Source organism: Ruficoccus amylovorans, from assembly GCF_014230085.1.
Taxonomy (GTDB): domain Bacteria; phylum Verrucomicrobiota; class Verrucomicrobiia; order Opitutales; family Cerasicoccaceae; genus Ruficoccus; species Ruficoccus amylovorans.
The window spans coordinates 485,820-504,675 of the sequence record NZ_JACHVB010000012.1; the positions used below are offsets into that span (position 1 = coordinate 485,820).

12 protein-coding genes are annotated in these 18,856 nt (G+C 63.7%); 9 read left to right on the forward strand and 3 right to left on the reverse strand.

Annotation, left to right across the window (positions count from 1 at the left end; all coding sequences use genetic code 11):
- The first annotated feature begins 122 nt into the window (after positions 1–122).
- From H5P28_RS03095 to H5P28_RS03110, 4 genes are all read left to right on the forward strand, one after another.
- Complete coding sequence (locus tag H5P28_RS03095; RefSeq protein ID WP_221773343.1) at positions 123–1,151, forward strand: ROK family protein; 1,029 nt, start codon at positions 123–125, stop codon at positions 1,149–1,151.
- Positions 1,152–1,193: 42 nt separating this feature from the next.
- Entirely contained in the window at positions 1,194–1,826 is a 633-nt protein-coding gene (locus H5P28_RS03100; protein ID WP_185674226.1) for a D-sedoheptulose-7-phosphate isomerase, read from the forward strand.
- A 327-nt stretch (positions 1,827–2,153) separates the two neighbouring features.
- Positions 2,154–4,277, forward strand: coding sequence for a glycoside hydrolase family 38 N-terminal domain-containing protein (locus tag H5P28_RS03105; RefSeq protein WP_185674227.1), 2,124 nt, complete (start codon positions 2,154–2,156; stop codon positions 4,275–4,277).
- Positions 4,278–4,306: 29 nt separating this feature from the next.
- Positions 4,307–5,206, forward strand: coding sequence for an alpha/beta hydrolase (locus H5P28_RS03110; RefSeq protein ID WP_185674228.1), 900 nt, complete (start codon positions 4,307–4,309; stop codon positions 5,204–5,206).
- 38 nt (positions 5,207–5,244) lie between these two features.
- Here the strand turns inward: H5P28_RS03110 and H5P28_RS03115 are convergent, their stop codons facing one another.
- Genes H5P28_RS03115 through H5P28_RS03125 form a run of 3 tightly spaced genes read right to left on the reverse strand, consistent with a single transcriptional unit; the run spans position 5,245 to position 9,451 of the window.
- Entirely contained in the window at positions 5,245–6,255 is a 1,011-nt protein-coding gene (locus H5P28_RS03115; RefSeq protein ID WP_185674229.1) for a helix-turn-helix domain-containing protein, read from the reverse strand.
- Positions 6,252–7,625 carry a hypothetical protein gene (locus H5P28_RS03120; protein ID WP_185674230.1) on the reverse strand — a complete coding sequence of 458 codons (1,374 nt, stop codon included), beginning with the start codon at positions 7,623–7,625 and terminating at the stop codon, positions 6,252–6,254. Before H5P28_RS03120 ends, H5P28_RS03115 begins: the two co-directional genes overlap by 4 nt.
- A gap of 20 nt (positions 7,626–7,645) precedes the next feature.
- On the reverse strand, positions 7,646–9,451 hold the full coding sequence (locus H5P28_RS03125; RefSeq protein ID WP_185674231.1) for a beta-galactosidase: 1,806 nt from the start codon (positions 9,449–9,451) through the stop codon (positions 7,646–7,648).
- 493 nt (positions 9,452–9,944) lie between these two features.
- On the opposite strand from H5P28_RS03125, the gene H5P28_RS03130 reads away from it, so the two are divergent.
- The 5 genes from H5P28_RS03130 to H5P28_RS03150 all read left to right on the forward strand — a co-directional run.
- The gene (locus H5P28_RS03130) at positions 9,945–13,670 is read left to right on the forward strand and encodes a hypothetical protein (RefSeq protein WP_185674232.1); all 3,726 of its coding nucleotides are present in this window, start codon (positions 9,945–9,947) and stop codon (positions 13,668–13,670) included.
- Entirely contained in the window at positions 13,667–14,362 is a 696-nt protein-coding gene (locus H5P28_RS03135) for a hypothetical protein (protein WP_185674233.1), read from the forward strand. Before H5P28_RS03130 ends, H5P28_RS03135 begins: the two co-directional genes overlap by 4 nt.
- Before the next feature lie 142 nt (positions 14,363–14,504).
- Positions 14,505–15,329 (forward strand): CBM96 family carbohydrate-binding protein, encoded by an 825-nt coding sequence (locus tag H5P28_RS03140; RefSeq protein WP_185674234.1) that lies wholly within the window; start codon positions 14,505–14,507, stop codon positions 15,327–15,329.
- Between the two features lie 260 nt (positions 15,330–15,589).
- Positions 15,590–18,055, forward strand: coding sequence for a beta-galactosidase (locus H5P28_RS03145; protein WP_185674235.1), 2,466 nt, complete (start codon positions 15,590–15,592; stop codon positions 18,053–18,055).
- Positions 18,055–18,856, forward strand: an 802-nt coding sequence (locus H5P28_RS03150; RefSeq protein ID WP_185674236.1) for an SGNH/GDSL hydrolase family protein, incomplete at its 3' end; no start/stop codon positions are given. The genes H5P28_RS03145 and H5P28_RS03150, both read left to right, overlap by 1 nt.

Genomic DNA, 18,856 nt, shown 5'->3' on the forward strand with positions numbered 1-18,856 from the left:
ATCGCGTGGGTTGTGAGATGGTGCGAGCAGCGCTTGCTTACCGTCTATGGTTCCTCCCGTTTACCGAACGCTCGCTGTCGGGCGTCGGCTCAAGTCAACTGTGGAACAAACGCAGTCTAGCGATGGCCTATCCGAAAGCTTTGGGAAGGCATATTATTCGAAAACTAATGGGATCGAGTTGGCACCTGGGATTTGATATCGGGGGTACAAAATGTGCCGTCATTTTAGGCCAATACGAGCCTGCTTTGGCGCGTCCGGTGATTGTGGAACGTCGGGCATTCAAGACGAATGAGTGGGAGCACCCGTCGGAGGCGCTTGCAGCCATGGCAGCCACTGCTGTTGGGATGGTGAAGAAACACGGTTTGCTCACCTCTGACATTGCCTCGGCAGGAATCAGTTGCGGAGGCCCCCTCGATAGTGTCCGTGGTGTGGTTCTCTCGCCCCCGAATCTACCCGGTTGGGATGAGGTCCCGGTGGTTGGGGTTTTGAGTGAGGAATTATCCATCCCGGTAAAACTACAAAATGACGCCAATGCCTGCGCACTGGCGGAATGGCGGTGGGGGGCGGCCCAAGGCGCCGATACGGCGGTTTTTCTGACCTATGGCACGGGCTTGGGTGCGGGCCTTATTATCGGAGGTCGGCTGCACGAGGGACGTATAGGACTGGCGGGTGAAGTCGGGCACTGGCAACTGGCAAGTGAAGGACCTGTCGGTTACGGTAAGTCGGGCTCGTTCGAAGGCTTCTGCTCCGGAGGTGGAATGGCTCGATTGGCGAGTTCACTGCTGACCCGCCGGGCTGCAAGCAGTACGTTCGGCCAAGTCTGGAGCGGCCACTCAGGCACATCCATCTCTCCTGATGTAAAGGCGCTGGCGACGGCGGCACGTGAGGGGGATCCACTGGCCCGCGAGGTCTTTGAGACGGCGGCTCGGAAGTTGGGGCAAGGACTTGCCCTTATCATCGATTTACTCAATCCGGAAGTCATCGTTATCGGGAGCATTTTTACCCGCTGCGAAGACCTTCTGCGGCCCGGGATGGAGTGTGAGCTGAGCGCGCAGGCTTTACCCGCCGCCCTGGCTGCCTGCCGGGTTGTTCCTGCCGCGCTGGGAGAGCAAATCGGGGACTACGCCGCGTTGGCGGTAGGCAGCCTGTGACGAAGTAAATGGCACGGTTATTGGAATATTTTTGGACTTGGAATGAACAAACACTTAAACGATTTACTGAGGCGCTACCCTGCGCTGGAAGCATGTCTGGGAGATATTGAGCAGGCTTTTAAGCAACTGCACGCCGTCTTTCACGGCGGCGGTAAGCTACTTCTGTGTGGCAATGGAGGTAGCTGTGCCGATGCCGCGCACATAGCTGGTGAGCTAATGAAGGGCTTTATGCGATCTCGGCCTCTTCCTGGCGACCTGGCGGCTCGATTGATGGAGGCAGACCCGGAACTGGGGGAGGCTGGAGTACGGAAACTACAGGGGGCTTTGCCCGCCGTTGTACTCACGGGTAGCGACCCATTGGCCACCGCCATCGCAAACGACATCGACGGCGAGCTCGTTTTTGCGCAGCAGGTGCTCGGCCTGGGCAGGGAAGGGGACGCGTTGCTGGCGATCAGTACCTCCGGGCATTCGCGAAATGTCTGCCGGGCGGTTGGGGTGGCGCGGGCACTGGGCTTGCGGACGCTTGGCTTAAGCGGTGGGGACGGGGGGTGGCTGACCCGCTCCTGCGAGACATGCATCGTCGTGCCCGGTTCTACCGTCCCCGAAATTCAGGAACTGCACCTGCCGGTCTATCACTGTTTGTGCCGGATGCTGGAGGATGCTTTTTTCGCCTGACAGTCGCGTGAGCTTGGCTTCTGCATCCTGAGTGCCGAGGCTCCTGATTGGGGTCACTGGCCATAGATATTCCCAAGATTACTGGGTAAAGGTGTCGCCCGAGAGTCCCCCACTCAGGCCGCGATCTCATCAACGCCATCCTCGGCACTGAAGCCTTGCTTTAAGCCGATAGGGTGTTCCTTACACCAACCCCAAACCTCGATGAAAACGGTATGACGTCGCACGAAAAGTCGACGCAGGGTTGAACCAAAATCGTCTTGGCTGGATCCAAGCCGGGAGTCGGGTAAATGGTAAGATAGCTCCAGATAAGCTTTTTCTCACTTTTACATGAAGACGGTTCATCTGATTTTCAATGCTCACTTGGATCCGGTTTGGCTATGGGGCTGGCAGGACGGCGTGGACGAGGCGCTCTCGACGTGCCGGAGCGTATGCTCGCTGCTGGAGGCCAACCCGGATGTCGTTTTCACGAGGGGAGAGTCCTGGGTGTATGAGCAAATAGAGCGCCTCGACCAGGTGTTGTTTACACGCATCCGAGCATTGATCAAGCGGGGCCAGTGGGAACCTGTCGGCGGCTGGTATATCCAGCCGGACTGTAATCTGCCCAGCTGGCGGGCTTTTGAGAAACAGATCGAACTCGGTCGGACGTACTTCGAGCAGAAACTGAGGGCGTTTCCGCAGATCGCCTACAACGTCGATTCCTTCGGACACGCGGCCACTTTGCCCACGCTGATGAGCCGGGCCGGGCAGAGTCACTATATCATGATGCGTCCGCAGGAGCACGAGATGACGCTCCCGGCACGGCTCTTTCGATGGTGCGACGCGGCAACCGACTGCGAAGTGACGACATTCCGTATTGCCGGGGAGTACTGCACGCCCGAGGGGATCACGAAGGAGTTCATCGAGCGCTCGCTGACGGAGCTCCCCGACGGTGTGGAGCACACGATGTGCTTTGTTGGCCTCGGCGATCACGGGGGCGGGCCCAGTCAGGCGATGATCGAGTGGTGCCGCGAGCACGCGTTGGCGATTCCTGGCGCACGCTTGGTCTTTTCTTCACCGAGCCGGTTCTTCGCCGCTGTTGCGGGGCAACGGGAGTTGCTCCCCGTCGTGACGGGCGAGCTACAGTACCACGCGGTCGGCTGCTACAGCGTGATGCACGACCTGAAAACGGCGCAGAAGCGAACGGAACTGCGCCTGGAGCAGGCCGAGCAATGTGCCGGATTGTTGCCCGAGGAAAAGGCCGAGGTGGACGTGGCTTGGCGGCAGGCGTGCTTTCACGCCTTTCACGATACACTGGGCGGTACCTGCATCCCCAGCGCGTACCGGCACGTCCGCAATGAAATTGGCGCGGCCGAGGCGACGGCGGAGCGAACGATGGCCTACGCGCTTCGGCGCGAGGTGGTCCGGCTGGCTCCCGACCCCTTGCAGCGGCTGGTCATATACCATCCGGGGCCGCGGGACTGGAGTGGCTGGATGGAGGTTGAGCCCTGGCTGGAGTGGACGCCATGGCAGTCCGGCTGGCGCGTGCTGGATGAGACGGGGGAACCGATGCCTTTTCAGGAAATTGCCGCCGAGGCCATGCATCAGCGCCAGACGCGTTTGCTGTTTTTCCTGGAAATCGCAGCGGGTGAAATCCGCTGCCTGCGACTGGACCGCTCTGTGGAGGGGATTCCGGCAGTACTGCCGTCGGCTCAGGGCGCGCCTGCGTTCGCGTGGCGTGCAGGGGCCTTGCCCGGTTTGTCCGGGAGGGCCGGAGAGCTTACGCTGAATCTGCTTTTGCGGGAGGACTTGACGGATACGTGGTCGCATGGCGCGGATCGGTACGACGGTGATATCCTCGCACAGGCTCATTGGGAAGACCCTGTCGCGCTGGAGACGGGCCCCTTGCGGTGGGCCTGGGCGCAGGCCGGGACGCTTGGGGAGCGCTCCACGTTGCGGGCCGAGTGGCGGAGCTACGCCGGAGAGGAGTCCGTGGTCGAATTGATCCTGCGGGTGCACTGGCACGAGCAGCGGGCGGTGGCCAAGCTGGAGATCGGCGGTTCATCGATATTAACGGCCCTGCAGGCAGGCATACCCGGCGGTGAACTCCGACGCGAACCGGTGGGACGGGAGTTTCCATTCGCCGACTGGGTCTGCGTGGTACCGACCGCGGGCGAGCCCTGGGGCGTGGCCAGTCCGGATGTTTTCGCGGCAGACGCGCGTCCCGAGCGCCTGGCGCTGACGCTTCTGCGCGCCTCGGTCATGGCGCACCACGAGCCCAACCCCGGCACCTCTCCGCGTCGGGAGATCAGCGACCAGGGCGAACACCTCTTCTGCTTTCGCTTCGTCCTGGGAGGGATGATGTCGGGTGATACGCTGGCCTCCATGGCCCGCGACTATGTGCAACGGCCGCTTGTTGCCACCACGACCGACGGCATGCCCCGGCGTTACCTGCGTGGCGAGGCCGGTTCCTGATTGTTTATGTATTCAAAAACAGATACACCATGATGATGTTTTTCCTTTTTCGTTCCCTGCCTTTGCTGGGCCTGCTGGTGGCGACCACTGCGCTACCCGTTGGGAGTGCTGGCGCGGAGGTAGCGGGCACCCCGATTGTTTATAAAACCGTGGACGGGCACGAGTTGAAGCTCTATGCCGTCAAACCCAAAGACTGGCGCGCAAGCGACGAGCGGCCTGCACTGGTCTTTTACCACGGAGGCGGCTGGGTGGGGGGCGCCCCGAGCGCGTTTAACGAGCAGGCGGAGTATCTGGCCTCGCGCGGTATGGTCTGCATCCTGCCCGAATACCGACTGCTGGAGACGATGGATCCGCCCGCCATCTGTATCGAAGACGCGAAGTCGGCCTTCCGCTGGGTGCGGGGCCATGCCGACGAACTGGGGATCAATCCGGCCCGCATCGCCGCCGGGGGCGGATCGGCGGGAGGGCATCTGGCGGCGGCACTGGCGCTGCTGCCGGGGTACGACAGCCCGGAGGATGACTTGAGCATATCCTGTCGGCCGGATGCGCTCGTCCTCTACAATCCTGTGCTCGACAACGGCCCGGACGGCTACGGCTACCGCCGCATCGGTGATCGCTACCCGCAGTTTTCGCCCTTTCACAACGTCCGCTCGGACGCCCCGCCGACGATCATCTTCGTCGGAACGGAGGATAAACTGGTCCCCGTGGAGATGATCCTCGACTTTGAAAAGCGCATGCAGGAGGCGGGCGTGGAGTGCGAGGCTTTCGTGTACGAGGGGCTGCCGCACAGCGTCTTTCACCGGCGCTACGCCGGCGACCGCGGTTTTTATTTGTGCTTGAGGGAAACGGACCGGTTCTTCGAGGATTTGGGATGGCTCAAGGGGAAGCCCACGCTGGAAAAGCCCGCCGGACTCAGGGACCTGGAATAGAGCGCTCGTCGTCTGATTTGGAGTCCTGAGCGATCCACTCAGGCGGGAGAAGGGGAGCCTTCGTTCCGGCCTCCCCGATGCTGGTGCAGATACTGACTGGGCGTGCAGCCGCTGAGTCGGCGAAAGACGCGCCCGAAGTGGCTCTGATCCTGAAACCCAACCTGATAGCAGACCTGGCTGATGTTGAAGCGTCCGGATTGGAGCAGGCGCCGGGCACAGGCGACGCGCACACGCAGCAGGTACTGGTGAAAGCCCAGTCCCGTCTGCGCCTTGAAAAGCCGTCCGAGATGGTCCGGATGACAGCCGAGCGAGTCAGCGGCATCGGCCAGCGTGAGCGCCTCCGCGTAGCGGTGCTGGATGAACTCGATGCCGGCCCGCACCAGCGGGGCGAGCTTGCGTTGTAGGCCCATGAACTGTGAACCGCTGGCACTGGAGTAGGTGAGGATATTCAATCCGCAGGCTTCGATCAGGCGCAGGCTTAGCTCGCGCACGAGCATGAGCGTGCGCTGGTGATGGCCAAGCTCCTCGACGGTGACGCGCGGCACGGTCTCCAAGATTCGCAGGTAGGGCTCAGGGGCCTGCCGCAAGCGGCGGCACTGGCGGTAGATGTTGGCCTTGGCTACGACCTCCGTGCCACAGACCACGACCGAGCCGAAGTAAAACACCCCGAGCAACCGGCCGTGGCGGGCGAGCGGCTCGGCCAGGTCGGTCAGACCCAGCCGGCACTGCCCGCCGAGCCCTCCGTTCCGCCGCCGCACCCGGCGGTTGACCGCGAGCTTGTTGCGGATGCAGGCGGCGTGGCCCTCGGCGGTGCTTTTGGCCAGGGTGCAAAAGGCGCAGTCGTGCACGCGGAAGCGCGGCTCCAGCCGCAGGTCCGGGTGGTCGAGGGTGATGCCCGAGAGGTCTTCGAAGAGGATTTTCAGCCCCGTCCGTTGCGCGGTCAATTCCAGCAACTGATTGAAGACCGAATTGAGGTCGCCGGGGATGGCGCGTTGCGCGATCCCGTCCGGGAGTGCGGGGAAGCCCGGCCCTGGGCGACGGGCGGTCATTTTGCGGCGGGCGAAGGAGAGGCGTCCGGGCTGAGGGTGATTTTCAACAGCGCGTCACTCTGCGCCGGCCACTTGAAGGCCACGGTGTGGGAGCCGTCGCTCTCCGGTGTGAGGCTGTGCGTGAGCGAATGGGTCTCGTCGCCGTAAAAGGCGAGGATCTCAGCGGTGACCGGGCCCCGCAGACCGGAGACGTTGACCTGATAGCGTTTCCATGAGACCTCGGCGGGATAGTCGCCTGCCACGGGGACGTAGAGGCGGACGGTGTCGCCGTCGCGGCAGGCTACACTGTAGCCTAGGCCGGGCCCCTTCTCGGTTACGCTCAGGCGTTCGCCCTGGTAATCCTTCCAGAACTTGAACGCCTCGACCACCGGACGGGGTTGACCGTCGGGCGCCCACGGGCAGAAGTCACTCTCCCACCAGCCGATGCAGAAGTATTGCGCGGCGGCGACATCGCGGGCGGCGAAGAGGCCGAGATTGAGGGCGGTGATCAGGCTCTGCTCGGCGAAGGAGACACCGCGTTGCGTGAAGTCCTCGTGCATGAGCGCGTTGTATTCGGTGATCAGGATGGGTTTCTCCGTCTGGAGCTGCTCGCGCATGATCGCCCGCATGCGGGCGAGGGCGTCGTCCACCGCGCCGTTGGCGGGGTTTCCGTAGTAGGTGTGGATGGCGGCAAAGTCCATCACCTCGCCCACGCCGTAGTCGGTGATGAGCGGAGCCCACCACTTGCGGATGCCTCCGCGCCACGGGTCGGCCATGCCGCCGGTTCCCACGAGGATGGTCGGGTCCACGGCTTTCATCTTGCGCACGGCGGCGTGAAAGAGCTGGGCGTAGCGTTCGGAGCCGCTGTTCCAGGGCTGCTTGAACCAGAAGGTCGGGCTGTCGGGCTCGTTCCAGATTTCCCAGTAGCGGATGCCGGCCTTGTTTTCGATATTGGCGTGACGGACGACGGCGGCAGCGTGGTCACTCCAGTCTTCGATGAAAAACTCCCAGTCCTCGGGCTCGGTCGTGCCCTCGCCGAGCATCCACGGGGCATAGTTGCTGAGCGTGCACACACCGGTGATGTTGTTCTCCTTGAGCCAGACGAGCCACTGATCGAACTCTTCCCAGTGCCACTGGCCGGGCTCGGGCTGAATCTTACGGGCGGAGGCATCGCCGGGGCTGGCCTCACGGTTGCTGCTGAGGCCGAGTTCCTCGTAGGCGTCGGTGTGCTGCCGGAAGTCCAGGTAGCATCCGCCGAAGATGAGGCGGTTGACCGGGGTACCGGGATCCGCGGCGTTTACGCTCAGGGTGATCTCCTGGGCGGCGTTGAGCAGGGGGGCGGAGGCGCCCAGGGTGAGGGCGCAGCATAAGGCGAGGGAAGGATTTTTCACTGTGGAAACGGATGGGTGGGTTATTGCGGGTCGAGTTCGATGTAAAAGACGTTGCGGCGCAGGGTGGCGGGCACGCGGATAAGGGTGCCCGCCGCGTCGGGGCGGACATCCAGCGCGGGCGGACTCCACTGCAGGTACGAGCGCACCTGCGAGCCGGTGCCGTTGCGGCCCAGCCAGGCATCGAGGAGCCGGGCGCTGCGGGCGCTCACCCCGGCGGGCAGGATAATCTCCAGATCGTCGCGGGCATGAGTGTCGGTGGAGTGAACGGCCAGGATGCGCCGCTCCCCGGCGCGCAGGGCGCAGACCGAGACGGGGCCGGATTGACCCGAGCCGAGCGGGCTGAGCGGCCCAAAGCCCAGGATGTCGTAAAAGGCGTCGAGAGCTTCGCCGTGCGGATACGTCAGACCGCAGTGGCCGTCGCGCCCGGTGATCAGGTGCATGCCGGGCTCACCGTGGCCGCCCCCGGCGCAGGCGCGGTACAGGTCGTACCAGAAAAGCCGGTAGCGCTCCGGCTCGGCCCCGTGCGTGAGCAGCCAGTACAGCAGGCGCGGGAGCAGCCGTGGCACGTAATCGGGGGTACGGGTGGTGTTGCCGAACTCGGTCATCCACAACTGGCGGACGCGTCCGTCGCGGACGTAATGCTCGTGCAGGTAGTCGAAAACGTCTGTTTCGGCGTAGTGGACGGTGAGGATGTCGATGTGTTTCCACAGCTCGTTATAGCCCAGCCAGTCCTCCATGTCGCGGTAGAGGTAGTGCGAGCGGGAGTCCTCGTGCAGGTTGGCCCAGCCGCCGAAGACTGCCTTGCCGCCGTGCTCGCGGATGATCCGTGAACTGGGGATAAAGACGCGGTCGATGAACTCCTCGTGCGACCCGAGCCAGTAGCCCTTACTGTTGGGCTCATTCCAGATCTGCCAGTGTGAGATGTTCCAGGGCGGGCGGCTGTAGCGCTCCACGGTGGCGCGCACGTAGCGGTAGAAGCGTTCGTAGTCCCGCGGCGGGGCTTTACCCAGGCTGCCGGAGGGGAGGGCGCGTTCCGCCGGGTCGCTGCTGGCCCAGGGCGTGGTGCGGCCGACACCGGCGATGACGTTCAAGCCAAAGCGTTGCACTGCTTCCAACTCGTGGTCGCTGCGGCTGAACTCGAACCGCCCGTCCTCGGGCTCGATCGCGCTCCAGACAAAGCTGCCGTTGCGCACCCAGCCGATGCGCCAGCGCTCGTAAATCCAGCGCAGTTCCTCGGCGTAATAGCCGTGGGTGTTGAATCCCATCAACTCGTCGAGCGAAGGCTGCCAGGCGGCGGCAGTGGCGGAGGCCTGAAGGGCGACGCGCACCGGTTCGGAAACGGGGGCCGTGAGGGGAGCGAGCGCGACGCGGATGTCGTCGAGGATCAGGCGTATCCGGCCGCGCAGGCCGAGGGTCAGCCAGAGCGGGCCGCAGGTGCGTACCGGCAGTTCGGCGGTCAGGTAACCGCCGGGCGTGTGCGCATCCCAGCTGTGCTCGGCGTGGATGTCGTTCCCGTCCGGGCCCGTCAGACGGGCATAGAAGCCCGCCCCCGGAAAGTACTGCGGGATGCGCTGGAGCAGGCACAGGCCGAGCGTTTCTCCGGCCATCGTTGTTCCCAGCGGCAACCGCAGAAAATCCCGTTCCCCATCCGCTTCGGGGGCGGGCAGGGTATCGGCCAGCAGGCTGGCGTTGCCGCAGAGAATGTACTTGCCGATGGTGCGATTGAGGTGGGCGGTGTCCGTGTCCATCCAGGCTTGCGGTGGAAGACCTTCGTTGGCCCGCCAGTGCAGGCTGCAGAGGGGCAGGGGGGGAGCGGGGTCGTGCATGGGGACTATTCTAGCTTTCCCATGCGTCCGTCCGCTAGTCGATTTCCGTCTAGAAACTGGTCTAAAACCGACATGACGCTTGCTCGCCGCCTGCTGTTCTCCCGGCTCGGAGAGCTTATCTCCCGTGGGCTGAACCCGAATTGGTATAAAGCGCCCTTCGATTCTGGCGATTCATACACCAGATGAAGACTAAATGCGGGTTGATTATGGACTAGCTGACGGGCACATCCGACCGCTATGATATGGCCCGTCTCCCATACCCTCTTTTATCTCCCGATACCGCCTGTTTCGAAGGCACAACCCCCTTTTTGCTTGTGAACATTGGCTTTCTCGTCGCCCTGCCCGATGTCGCGCCGCGAAGCGTCGCTTTACCCACTATCGATTGCGGCTCGGCGATGGCTAACTTCTCAACCGCCAACCGCCTGTGATGATCTCGAACTCCATTGACACAGCAGCGCGTGCGAAGAGCTCTCCCCGTCACCCCCGCCGGGGCATGGCTCTGGTCATTGCCATGGTCCTGATGGGCTTTATCCTGCTCCTGCTGATCTCTCTGAGCGTGCAGCTCCAGGTGGAGACACGCGCGGCCTCTATTTCCAACCGGCAGCTCGATGCCCGTGCTAACGCGCTTCTGGGCCTGTCGCAGGCGCTGGGCGAACTCCAGGCCGCGGCGGGACCCGATCAGCGGGTCACGGCGACAGCCGGTATTCTCGACGACACCCGTGACGAGAATCGCTACTGGACGGGCGTCTGGAAGGTCGAGGGCGACAATCCCTTCGATTACACCTCGGGCATCCGTGACGGCGCGGGCCGGATCGATGCGACCGAGCGCCCCCCGACGTGGCTTATTTCCAGCAACAACGCTCCCGACCCCAGCGCGACCATCGAGTCCGTCAATGTCTTGGACGGGGAAGTGCAAACCGTCCGCCTGCTGGGTGCAAACACCTTTACCCCGCAGGCCCCCTCCGATTCGGGCGAGATAATCGCGGGTCGTGTCCGGGTGGAGGAGCCGAGCGGCAAGGTCGGCGGCTATGCCTGGTGGGTCGGAGACGAGGGCGTCAAGGCCAAGCTCAACCTCGTCGATCACACGGGCGAGTTCGACGCAGGGACAGCCGATGAGCGCCGCCAGCGCGACCGCCTGCCGCTGGTGACCAGCCAGCGCACGGCGGGGGAGCTGCTGCTCGACGCGGGGGCGGACTACCCGGTTAACGCTGCCAAGCTGGAACAAGTCGGGTCGGGCACAGAACTCTCCTGGCTTTCGAACAAGGCTCTCAACGCCGATTGGATAAAAGAGAGCTTCCATGACGTGACTTTCGCCTCGGCGGGTGTCCTCAGCGACACCCGGCACGGCGGGTTGAAAAAAGACCTCAGTCGCGGCCTGGGCGACCAGTGGCAGACGTTCATGCAGGAACTCCAGAGCGACAGCACCCAGTGGTCGAACGGTTGGCCGCGCCCGCAGGCGGTCTTTCAGGTGCCGGGACCGGGCGGGCTCTACGGAGCGCCCTACGACGGCAATCTCTATGGCCCCTACTGGGATGTGCTCTACCACTACGCCAACCTTTATCAACCGCATCAGCCCTGGATCCCGAATCTCCATGACTTGAACAGCTCCATGACCTTTCGCGGGTACGTCAGCGGGGAGAACGGTCCGGCTGGCCTCGGTGATCTCAGCGCCGGCGACGCGGACATCGAGGTGCGCGGCATGGGGCCGGATGACCAGAATTTCCTGCCCCGGCACGACTTCACCAACGACAGCAGCAAGTGGATGCGCGGAAACTGGTTCGCGCTTCCGCCGACCCTCCATGCGGGCAACACCTATGACCTCGGCGACAGTGCCCGTCGCGATCCGGTCTGGAACACACTCGCGCCCGTCCTGGCGCGCCTCCAGATCGTCTTCTCACTCTCCAGTGTCGAGGTCACCGACCCTGCCACCGGTCTGCCGGTGATAGACCCGACCACCGGAGGAAAGTCCTATCGCCTGCTCCTGCACATGAGCCCCGCTGTCGTGCTCTGGAACCCGTACAACGCCACCCTCGCGGCCACGCGGTATTCGTTCAATTTCGAGCCCATCGTGCGCCTGCAGATCCAGGTGGACGGGGTGGATTACCTGCCCGGCCCCTCGAATGGTAAGTACAACCTCATCGACCTGCTCAAGGTTAACGGCTGGGGGCCGGCGACCCGGACGGACGCATCCGGCAATCATTTCGCTGATATTAGTTCGGACGGGTACAAGCAGGTCATGCTGCTGGAGACCCAGCCGGTCACGCTGGCGCCCGGCGAGGTGCGGGTTTTTTCACTGCCCAGCTCGGATATTCCCTGGCATCCGCTCATGAACAAAGGCTCGCAGAACTCAAGCTACTGGCTGAGCAATCAGTTCAACCCCACGAACTCCGCCTACGTCGAGCTGCTCAAGACCAGCCAGAGCGGCACCTTTATCAACTACAACGCCAGCACGCCCAACCCGACCACGGACCTGCCGGAGATCAAGGTGGACACCGGGCATCCCGGCGACATCACGGTTAAGTTTTTCGCCGAGTCGATCGGCACCCAGTATGGCAACAACGGCTTTCTCACCGTCGAGGGCATTGACCTGAACACCGAACCGAACCATTTCTCCGGCAACACGCCGATCCGCATGGGCGGAGGGCTGCGCTACGCGCGATTCGTCACGAGCGACACGCCGTATTCGCTGGGGACGGTTGATGGCCTCGTCGGCAACATCGTTCCCTTTGCCGCCATCTACGCCGCACTCAAGACCACGCAGGAGAGCGCGGACGGCGTGCCGGTCTTCTCGCAACTCAATGCGCGCGCGATCGTCTCGAACAAACTTATCGGCAACCCGGACATGCCCTTTACCGAGATCTACCGGGGCGGCCTGCTCGATGCCAGCGACAGCCAGCTGGACATCCAGGAAAGCGGCGGACTGAGCTTTTACGGTCCCAGCTACGAGCCGCAGAACGGCGGGCAGTCGCGCCTCATCCTGTTCGACGTGCCACGCCAGCCGCTGCTCTCCGTGGGCGAACTCATGCACGCCAATGTCTCCTACTACGATATTCTGCCCCAGTACGCGGTGGGTAATTCCTACGCCTCGCCCTACATCGCTGCTGGCGACTACTACGCGACCTGGGCGCAGGACAGCGGCTCGCACTTCCCGGTCGTGGACTACTCCTACGCGCTCAACGACGCGCTTTTCGACGAGTACTTTTTCTCCGGGGTGCCCGCGCGCTACTCGCGCTACGGCTCCGCCGAACTGGAATCGATGGCCGGGCGGCTTCCGCCTTATGAAAACTTTGACGAGAACTACCTCAGCGCAGGCAAGCCCCTGCCCAACCCGCGGATGCTTCCGCGCCAGAGCGGTACCTGGGCGGAGACTCTCGACCGTATCCAGGATCTGGATACAGCCGCCGCGCAACTGATGGTGGACGGCGCTTTTAACGTGAACTCGACCTCCGTGGAGGCGTGGAAGGCCGTGCTCGGATCCCTCGCGCTGGCCCCCGGCGAGACGTATCCGCTGGCCAGCTACTCGGGTGGAACCGATACCCTTAGCGCGAACGCACTGGACTACCCGGCTCCGCGCTTCTCTCTGCCCGTGGATAACCCAGGCCGGCGTTGGACGGGGTTTGCCACCCTCAGCGAGGCAGAGGTGGAGACGTTGGCCGAGAACATCGTCGAGGAGGTGAAGGCGCGGGGGCCGTTCCTGTCGCTGTCGGACTTTGTCAACCGTCGGCTGACCAACGGCGATACCGGCAAGGCGGGTGCGCTCCAGGCCGCCATCGACAACTCGGGGATCAACTCCACTGCGGACCTCGGCCCCTCGTACAATATTTCCGCCAGCGCAAGTTCGCCCTATCAGCGGATGAGCGCCGCCAACCTCGCCCCGGCGCAGGGGGCCGGGGTGGCGGGCTGGCTCCTGCAAAACGACCTCCTCCGCGGGCTGGCCCCCGTCCTGACGGCGCGCTCGGACACATTCCGCATCCGCGCCTACGGGGATGTCGAGAGTGCCGTCAGCGGAGAGGTCGAGTCCCGCGTCTGGCTGGAGGCGATCGTCCAGCGCATGCCGGAATATGTGGACGCTTCCGATGCGCCCGAGACCCCGGTTTCCCTGCGGGATCCCGGTGAGCCGGTCCGCCCGGAAAATCCCGCCCTTTCGGACATCAACCGCCAGTTTGGCCGCAAGTTCAAGATCGTGGCCTTCCGCTGGCTGACCGAGGATGAAATATGAACCGCCGGGCGCTCAGCTTTTTCCTGCTTATGTTGACCGGGCTGCCGTCGCTGGCCCTCGCCCAGCAGGCGCCCGCGGCGGTCAACTGCCGTCTGACGACGATCTCCGGCAGCCGTCCGGTCGAGGGACTCTTCTATGTCAGGGGGGAGGAGAGGGTCCCTCTGCGGGCGCTGCCGCTGGTGCGCAGCGGCCCCTATGTGTATCGGGGGCCCCAGCGCCTGCTCCTTTACCGGGAGGGGGATCCTCTGCCGGAGGGGGCGGTGCTGCCGACCCCGGTCGCCGCAGTCGAGCTGCCGGGGAAGGAGTCAGCCTACCTGCTGTTGCTTTCGGAGGCGTCGGACGGGAGCGGGCGGATATTCGCCCAGGCTCTGGCCGACAATCTGACGGACTTTCCCGCCGGGGCCTGCCGTTTTATCAACCTGACCGCCAGCGCCGTGAATGTCGCGGCGGCGCTCGACGACGATGTCTTTGTGCTCAAGCCCGGCGAGATCCACACGGTGCCCGCCGTCACCGCGGACGGACAGGAGGAGGTGCGGATGCGTTTCGCCTATCAGGGGCAGGAGGGCTGGGAGCCCTTCTACACCGGGCGCTGGACCCAGCGACAGCACTTGCGGACGCTTTTCCTCATCCTGGAAAATCCGCGCGGACACTTCACGATGCGCCGCATCACGGATCGTCCGGCCGCGCGCTGACTCTCGACCAACCTCACATGCGGACTAAATACGAACGAATTCAAGGTTGACCTTGGACTATTCAGTTTGGGCCCGCCGGTGTACCCTTTTCCACAGCTCACCTATAAGTATCGGTTTCAACCTCAACACACACTATCGTCCTATGAACATCACCTCCAGCTTGTTTAACCGTTCACGTCTTTCTCGTCGCCCGGCCCTCGCCGCGCTGGCGCTGATGGCGGTCCTGCCACTGGCCACCCAGGCCCAGGTGACCGTCGAGGCATCGGCGGACGCCTACCTGCGCTCCTACGGCACGAACGCCACCACCAACTACGGCAACGGCACTTATCTCCAGGTCAAGGGTGGTGGCGATATCGCCTATGCCCGCAAGGGGATCATCCGTTTCGACTTCACCGGCTCCAATGGGGCGGGGGCAGTTGATAACTCCTCCATCACATTGACCGTTCTCGCCGGTGCGGGAAATTCCCCGTCGGATACGGTGTGGAACTTCGCCATCTACGGGCTCGATGGTACCGCCGCTGGCCAGGACTGGGTCGAAGGCACCGGAGAGACCGGAGTGAGCGGCCCGACCCCGCCCAACGCCGTCACCTGGAACAACGCTCCGGGCAACAACACGCTCACGACCTACAGCACCGACTCCGCCACCACCACGCTGGTGGGCACCTTTACGGTTACTGGCAAGGGAACCAATGGCGACACCGTCACCGTCTCGGGTGACGCGCTTGACAACTTCCTGAGCACGGTCGTGGGCAGCCAGTATGTGTCGTTCCTCATTGTGCGTACGGATACCTCCGGCGGTGTGGACGCGAGTGAAACCGTCGTCCATCAGTTCGCCTCGCGCGAGAACACGACCTACGACGCTCCTAAGCTGAGTTACACGAATATCCCGGAGGCTTCCAGCACCGCGCTGATGGCGGGGCTCCTGATCCTTGGGACGCTGGCGTTCCGACGCTACAAGTGTCAATAAGCCTGGGGTGACCCTCCACTCCTCCGGAGACGGCGCATCAAGGTCTGGAGTTAGACCGGGCGCCGGCTCTCCGGGAGGAGGGGGGACGCATCAACCGTACCCTTTATTCGGGAGCCGCCATCGGGCAGCTTTGCGGGTCGTTTGACCAGAGCCCTTGGCAGCGATGCCCCTACGTCACATTAATGCGAACTGATATGCGATTCTGTTGTTCACCCTTCCGCTTGCCAGCTCTGGCTGCGGCCCTTCTTTTCATTGCTCCTATGGTACCGACCGCCGCTAAGGACACCGCCCCGGACGACTGGCAACAACTGGAGGATGCCTGGCAGGATTGTCAGGCCTGGATGAACGTCCTGGAGCACTGGGATGTCCATGGCGGCGATGCGTTCCCGCGTGAGGCGTATGCGGTGTTGGAGAGAGAGACCCAGCCGCGGCTGGACGATGTCGCGGATGGGCTCGAAGAGGCCGCAGCGGTGGCTAATGCCGAGAAGCGTGCCGCCCTGCGCAAGGACATCGATTCCGCACTGGCGGAGGTGCAGGCCATGATCGATGCGTTCTGTCGTGAGAATGCCGCGGCCCTGTCCACGGAGACGAAAGCCTTCTTCGCGCGGCAGAAGTACCGTGTCGGTGTCAGCTACGACCGCGACCCGACGGACCGGCTGGCGAAGTGGGCGCTGTTCGGCGAGGGGATGTTCCGCATGAACTCCTTCTGGCAGCGCGGAGGGAATGATCTTGGGCGTATCGACGAAACCATTACAGACTCGCTGGCGAAGCTGGAACTCGCGCGCAAGTGGGGCCTGGAGTCGATGCTCATCGTCAACGTGAAGCCCCTTCCGCAGGTGCCGGAGGACTTTGTCTTTACCCAAAACCTCGTGCCCGACCTGCGCCGCAGTTTCTGGGGCTTCAACTACAACTCGGCGGGTATGCGAGATGCGCTCCAGGAGGCCTACCGCACCTGGGGCGAGCGCACCGCGGATGTGGACAATATCCTCGTCTATCAGATGAACAACGAGCCCTTCTGGAGCACCGCGGCCAATCCTATCCTGGGCTACGACCCGATGACGATCGGTTGCAGTGTGGAGACCTGGAAGGGACAGGTGCAAGAGCGCTATCCGGACCTCGCCGCCTGGCGCTCGGCTATCCCGGATACCGCCTCTAACGGTCGCAATCACGTGCTGCTGGAGGAGCGTCCGCTCGGAGCGTTTTTCCCGTGGGACTCGCTGGCGGACGTGCAGTTCGATCTGAGCAGGGCGCGCGGGCTGACCTTTGTGCAGTTCCTGAAAAACCGGTACGGCAGCCTGGAGGCGCTGAATGCGGCGTGGTACGGCCCCGCAGAGCGGGGACGCTGGTTCGCGGCGTGGGAAGAGGTCTTTCCGCCCCTGCCGACGGCCCGCCGCAACACCGGGCTCACCGGGGGGATCGATCCCTCCCTGCGCGACATCCCGGAGCAGTGGATCGGCGACCTCTCCGAGTTACCCACGCCCGCTCGCGAGGATGCTCCGGCCTGGACCGACTGGGCCGAGTTCTGGGCCTGGACCGTGAATGACTTCCTCGTCGAGAACATGCGCGCCCTCAAGGCTGGCGGTGTGCAAGCGCCCGTCACGACCAACGCCGTGGTCGGCCACTGTATCAACAATTACCTTTTCAACGCCGCCGACACGGGCCTGTTCGCCTGGACGACCTCCGATGGTCTCGACGCGCTCGGGATCGACTTCTACGTGCTCGACTTCCTCCAGGCGTACATGGGCATCCTGCGCGGGGCGGCCAACGGGCGCGAATTCTTTATCCACGAGACGAACTATTTGGACCCGCAGGCCGGTCAATTTGTGGCCATGTATTGTTTCGCCTTCGGGGCCAGCGGCACATCCTTCTGGCTTTTCGGCGATGTGCATGATGTGCCCGCCCGCGGCTCGGAAAAGATCTTTGAGGTCATCCGTGCGATGGATGACGAGGACCTCCAGCACGCGTCGTCCCCGGTCAGCGACGGGGTGGCCTTGTGGTACTCGCTCGACACGCTCTACCTCAACGATGCGCTCAGCGGCTCGCCCGAGTCGTACCTGCAGGAGGTGCAGGTCGGGGTGGCCGCGCTGACGCGCCTGCAGCGGCTCTACGATGTCTATGCCGACCGCCAGCTGCGTGAGGGCGTCCCGGCGCAGGTTCAGGTGCTCTTTGCGCCCGGTGTCGTGGCCGTGGATGATCGTGCGTTGGCCTCGGCCAAGGACTTTGTCCAGCGCGGAGGAACCCTGCTCGTGCCGCCGGACTTTGCCCGCTACGACCGCTATGGGCGGACGCGTTCGCAGGCGGACTTGGCTTGGCTGAAGAACAACCCGCATGTACAGCGTTTCGATGCCGAGGCCCTGCGCGTCCTGCGCAAGGGGATGACGGTGAAGTCGGCCGCCTGGCCCTTTAACTGGGCCGCGTTAGCACTCTCGCCTGCGCTCAAGGATATTGGAGAAAAACTTGCCGCCGCGGATGCGCCGCGTGTGCGCTATCTGTCGGCAGAGGGCGAGTTGAGCCCGCGCCAGGCTGCGCTGCGCGAGTCGGAAGAGTTTCTCTACGTCTTTGTCGATCCGTGGTCGAGCGATGTCACGGTCGAGCTTGATGGCAGCTATTCCCAGGCGCGTGAACTCTTCTCCGGGGCGAGGCTGCCGGTGACCGAGGGCGCGGGCAAAAGCCGCATCCATATCGACCAGGGGCCGGCGCTGCTGAAGCTGCCGCGTACGCGCTGATGGACTTTTTCGGATGTTGCGAGTTTCATAATCTTTTTCCGGAGCCCTGGCCTTTCGGGGGTTGGTTGCTGCCGCGCCTGCCCGCTTCCGTCCGCCATTACCTGACCGATAACGGACGGGCCGCCGCCGAAGAGGCCACCGGCGGTGAGCTGCGTTTTGTGGCCCATGACGCTCGGGTCCACCTGCGCCTCCAGTCGCTCGAGGCCGACACAGAGGTCCATCTGTACCGGGGGGATTATTTCGTCCGCTCCTGCCTGTTGAGGGCGGGAACGGTTCAGACGTTGGAGTTGGTGGAGGAAGAACGCGTCGGGCAACTGCGCGAGGCCGAGAAGATCAGCGGGCGCGTTTTTGCCGCGTCGCTCTGGCGCGTGATCTTCGGGCGAGCCCGCATCGTCCTGCATGATTTCGACAGTCTTGGGGGCGAGGTTCGCCCCCCGGTCGCCGCCGAAAAGCCTGCCTGGCAATGGTTGGCCTACGGATCGTCCATCACCCATTCCTCGTTGGCCGGCTATCCGGCGCAGGCTGGGCGACGGCTTGCTGTCGATGTACAAAACAAGGGGCTGAGCGGAGGATGCTTCGCCGAGCCTGCGCTGGCGCGGTGCTTCTGCGAAAACTGCCACTGGGGCCTGTTGACGCTCGAACTGGGCATCAACATGCGCGGCCACTTCGGCGCAGACGAGTTCGCCCGGCGCAGCCGTGCGTTTATTGAAACATGCGTGACGGCGGGCAGGGGAAAGCCCGTGGTGCTGATCACGATCCTGCCGAACGGTGCTTGCCTGCCCGGTGCCGAGCCCGAGCTGG

What these genes read in the sequence shown, in the direction of transcription:
- H5P28_RS03095 (WP_221773343.1), top strand. Translation starts at nt 123, where the DNA reads ATGGCCTATCCGAAAGCTTTGGGAAGGCATATTATTCGAAAACTAATG.
- H5P28_RS03100 (WP_185674226.1), top strand. Translation starts at nt 1,194, where the DNA reads ATGAACAAACACTTAAACGATTTACTGAGGCGCTACCCTGCGCTGGAA.
- H5P28_RS03105 (WP_185674227.1), top strand. Translation starts at nt 2,154, where the DNA reads ATGAAGACGGTTCATCTGATTTTCAATGCTCACTTGGATCCGGTTTGG.
- H5P28_RS03110 (WP_185674228.1), top strand. Translation starts at nt 4,307, where the DNA reads ATGATGATGTTTTTCCTTTTTCGTTCCCTGCCTTTGCTGGGCCTGCTG.
- H5P28_RS03115 (WP_185674229.1), bottom strand. Translation starts at nt 6,255, where the DNA reads ATGACCGCCCGTCGCCCAGGGCCGGGCTTCCCCGCACTCCCGGACGGG.
- H5P28_RS03125 (WP_185674231.1), bottom strand. Translation starts at nt 9,451, where the DNA reads ATGCACGACCCCGCTCCCCCCCTGCCCCTCTGCAGCCTGCACTGGCGG.
- H5P28_RS03130 (WP_185674232.1), top strand. Translation starts at nt 9,945, where the DNA reads ATGGCTCTGGTCATTGCCATGGTCCTGATGGGCTTTATCCTGCTCCTG.
- H5P28_RS03135 (WP_185674233.1), top strand. Translation starts at nt 13,667, where the DNA reads ATGAACCGCCGGGCGCTCAGCTTTTTCCTGCTTATGTTGACCGGGCTG.
- H5P28_RS03140 (WP_185674234.1), top strand. Translation starts at nt 14,505, where the DNA reads ATGAACATCACCTCCAGCTTGTTTAACCGTTCACGTCTTTCTCGTCGC.
- H5P28_RS03145 (WP_185674235.1), top strand. Translation starts at nt 15,590, where the DNA reads ATGGTACCGACCGCCGCTAAGGACACCGCCCCGGACGACTGGCAACAA.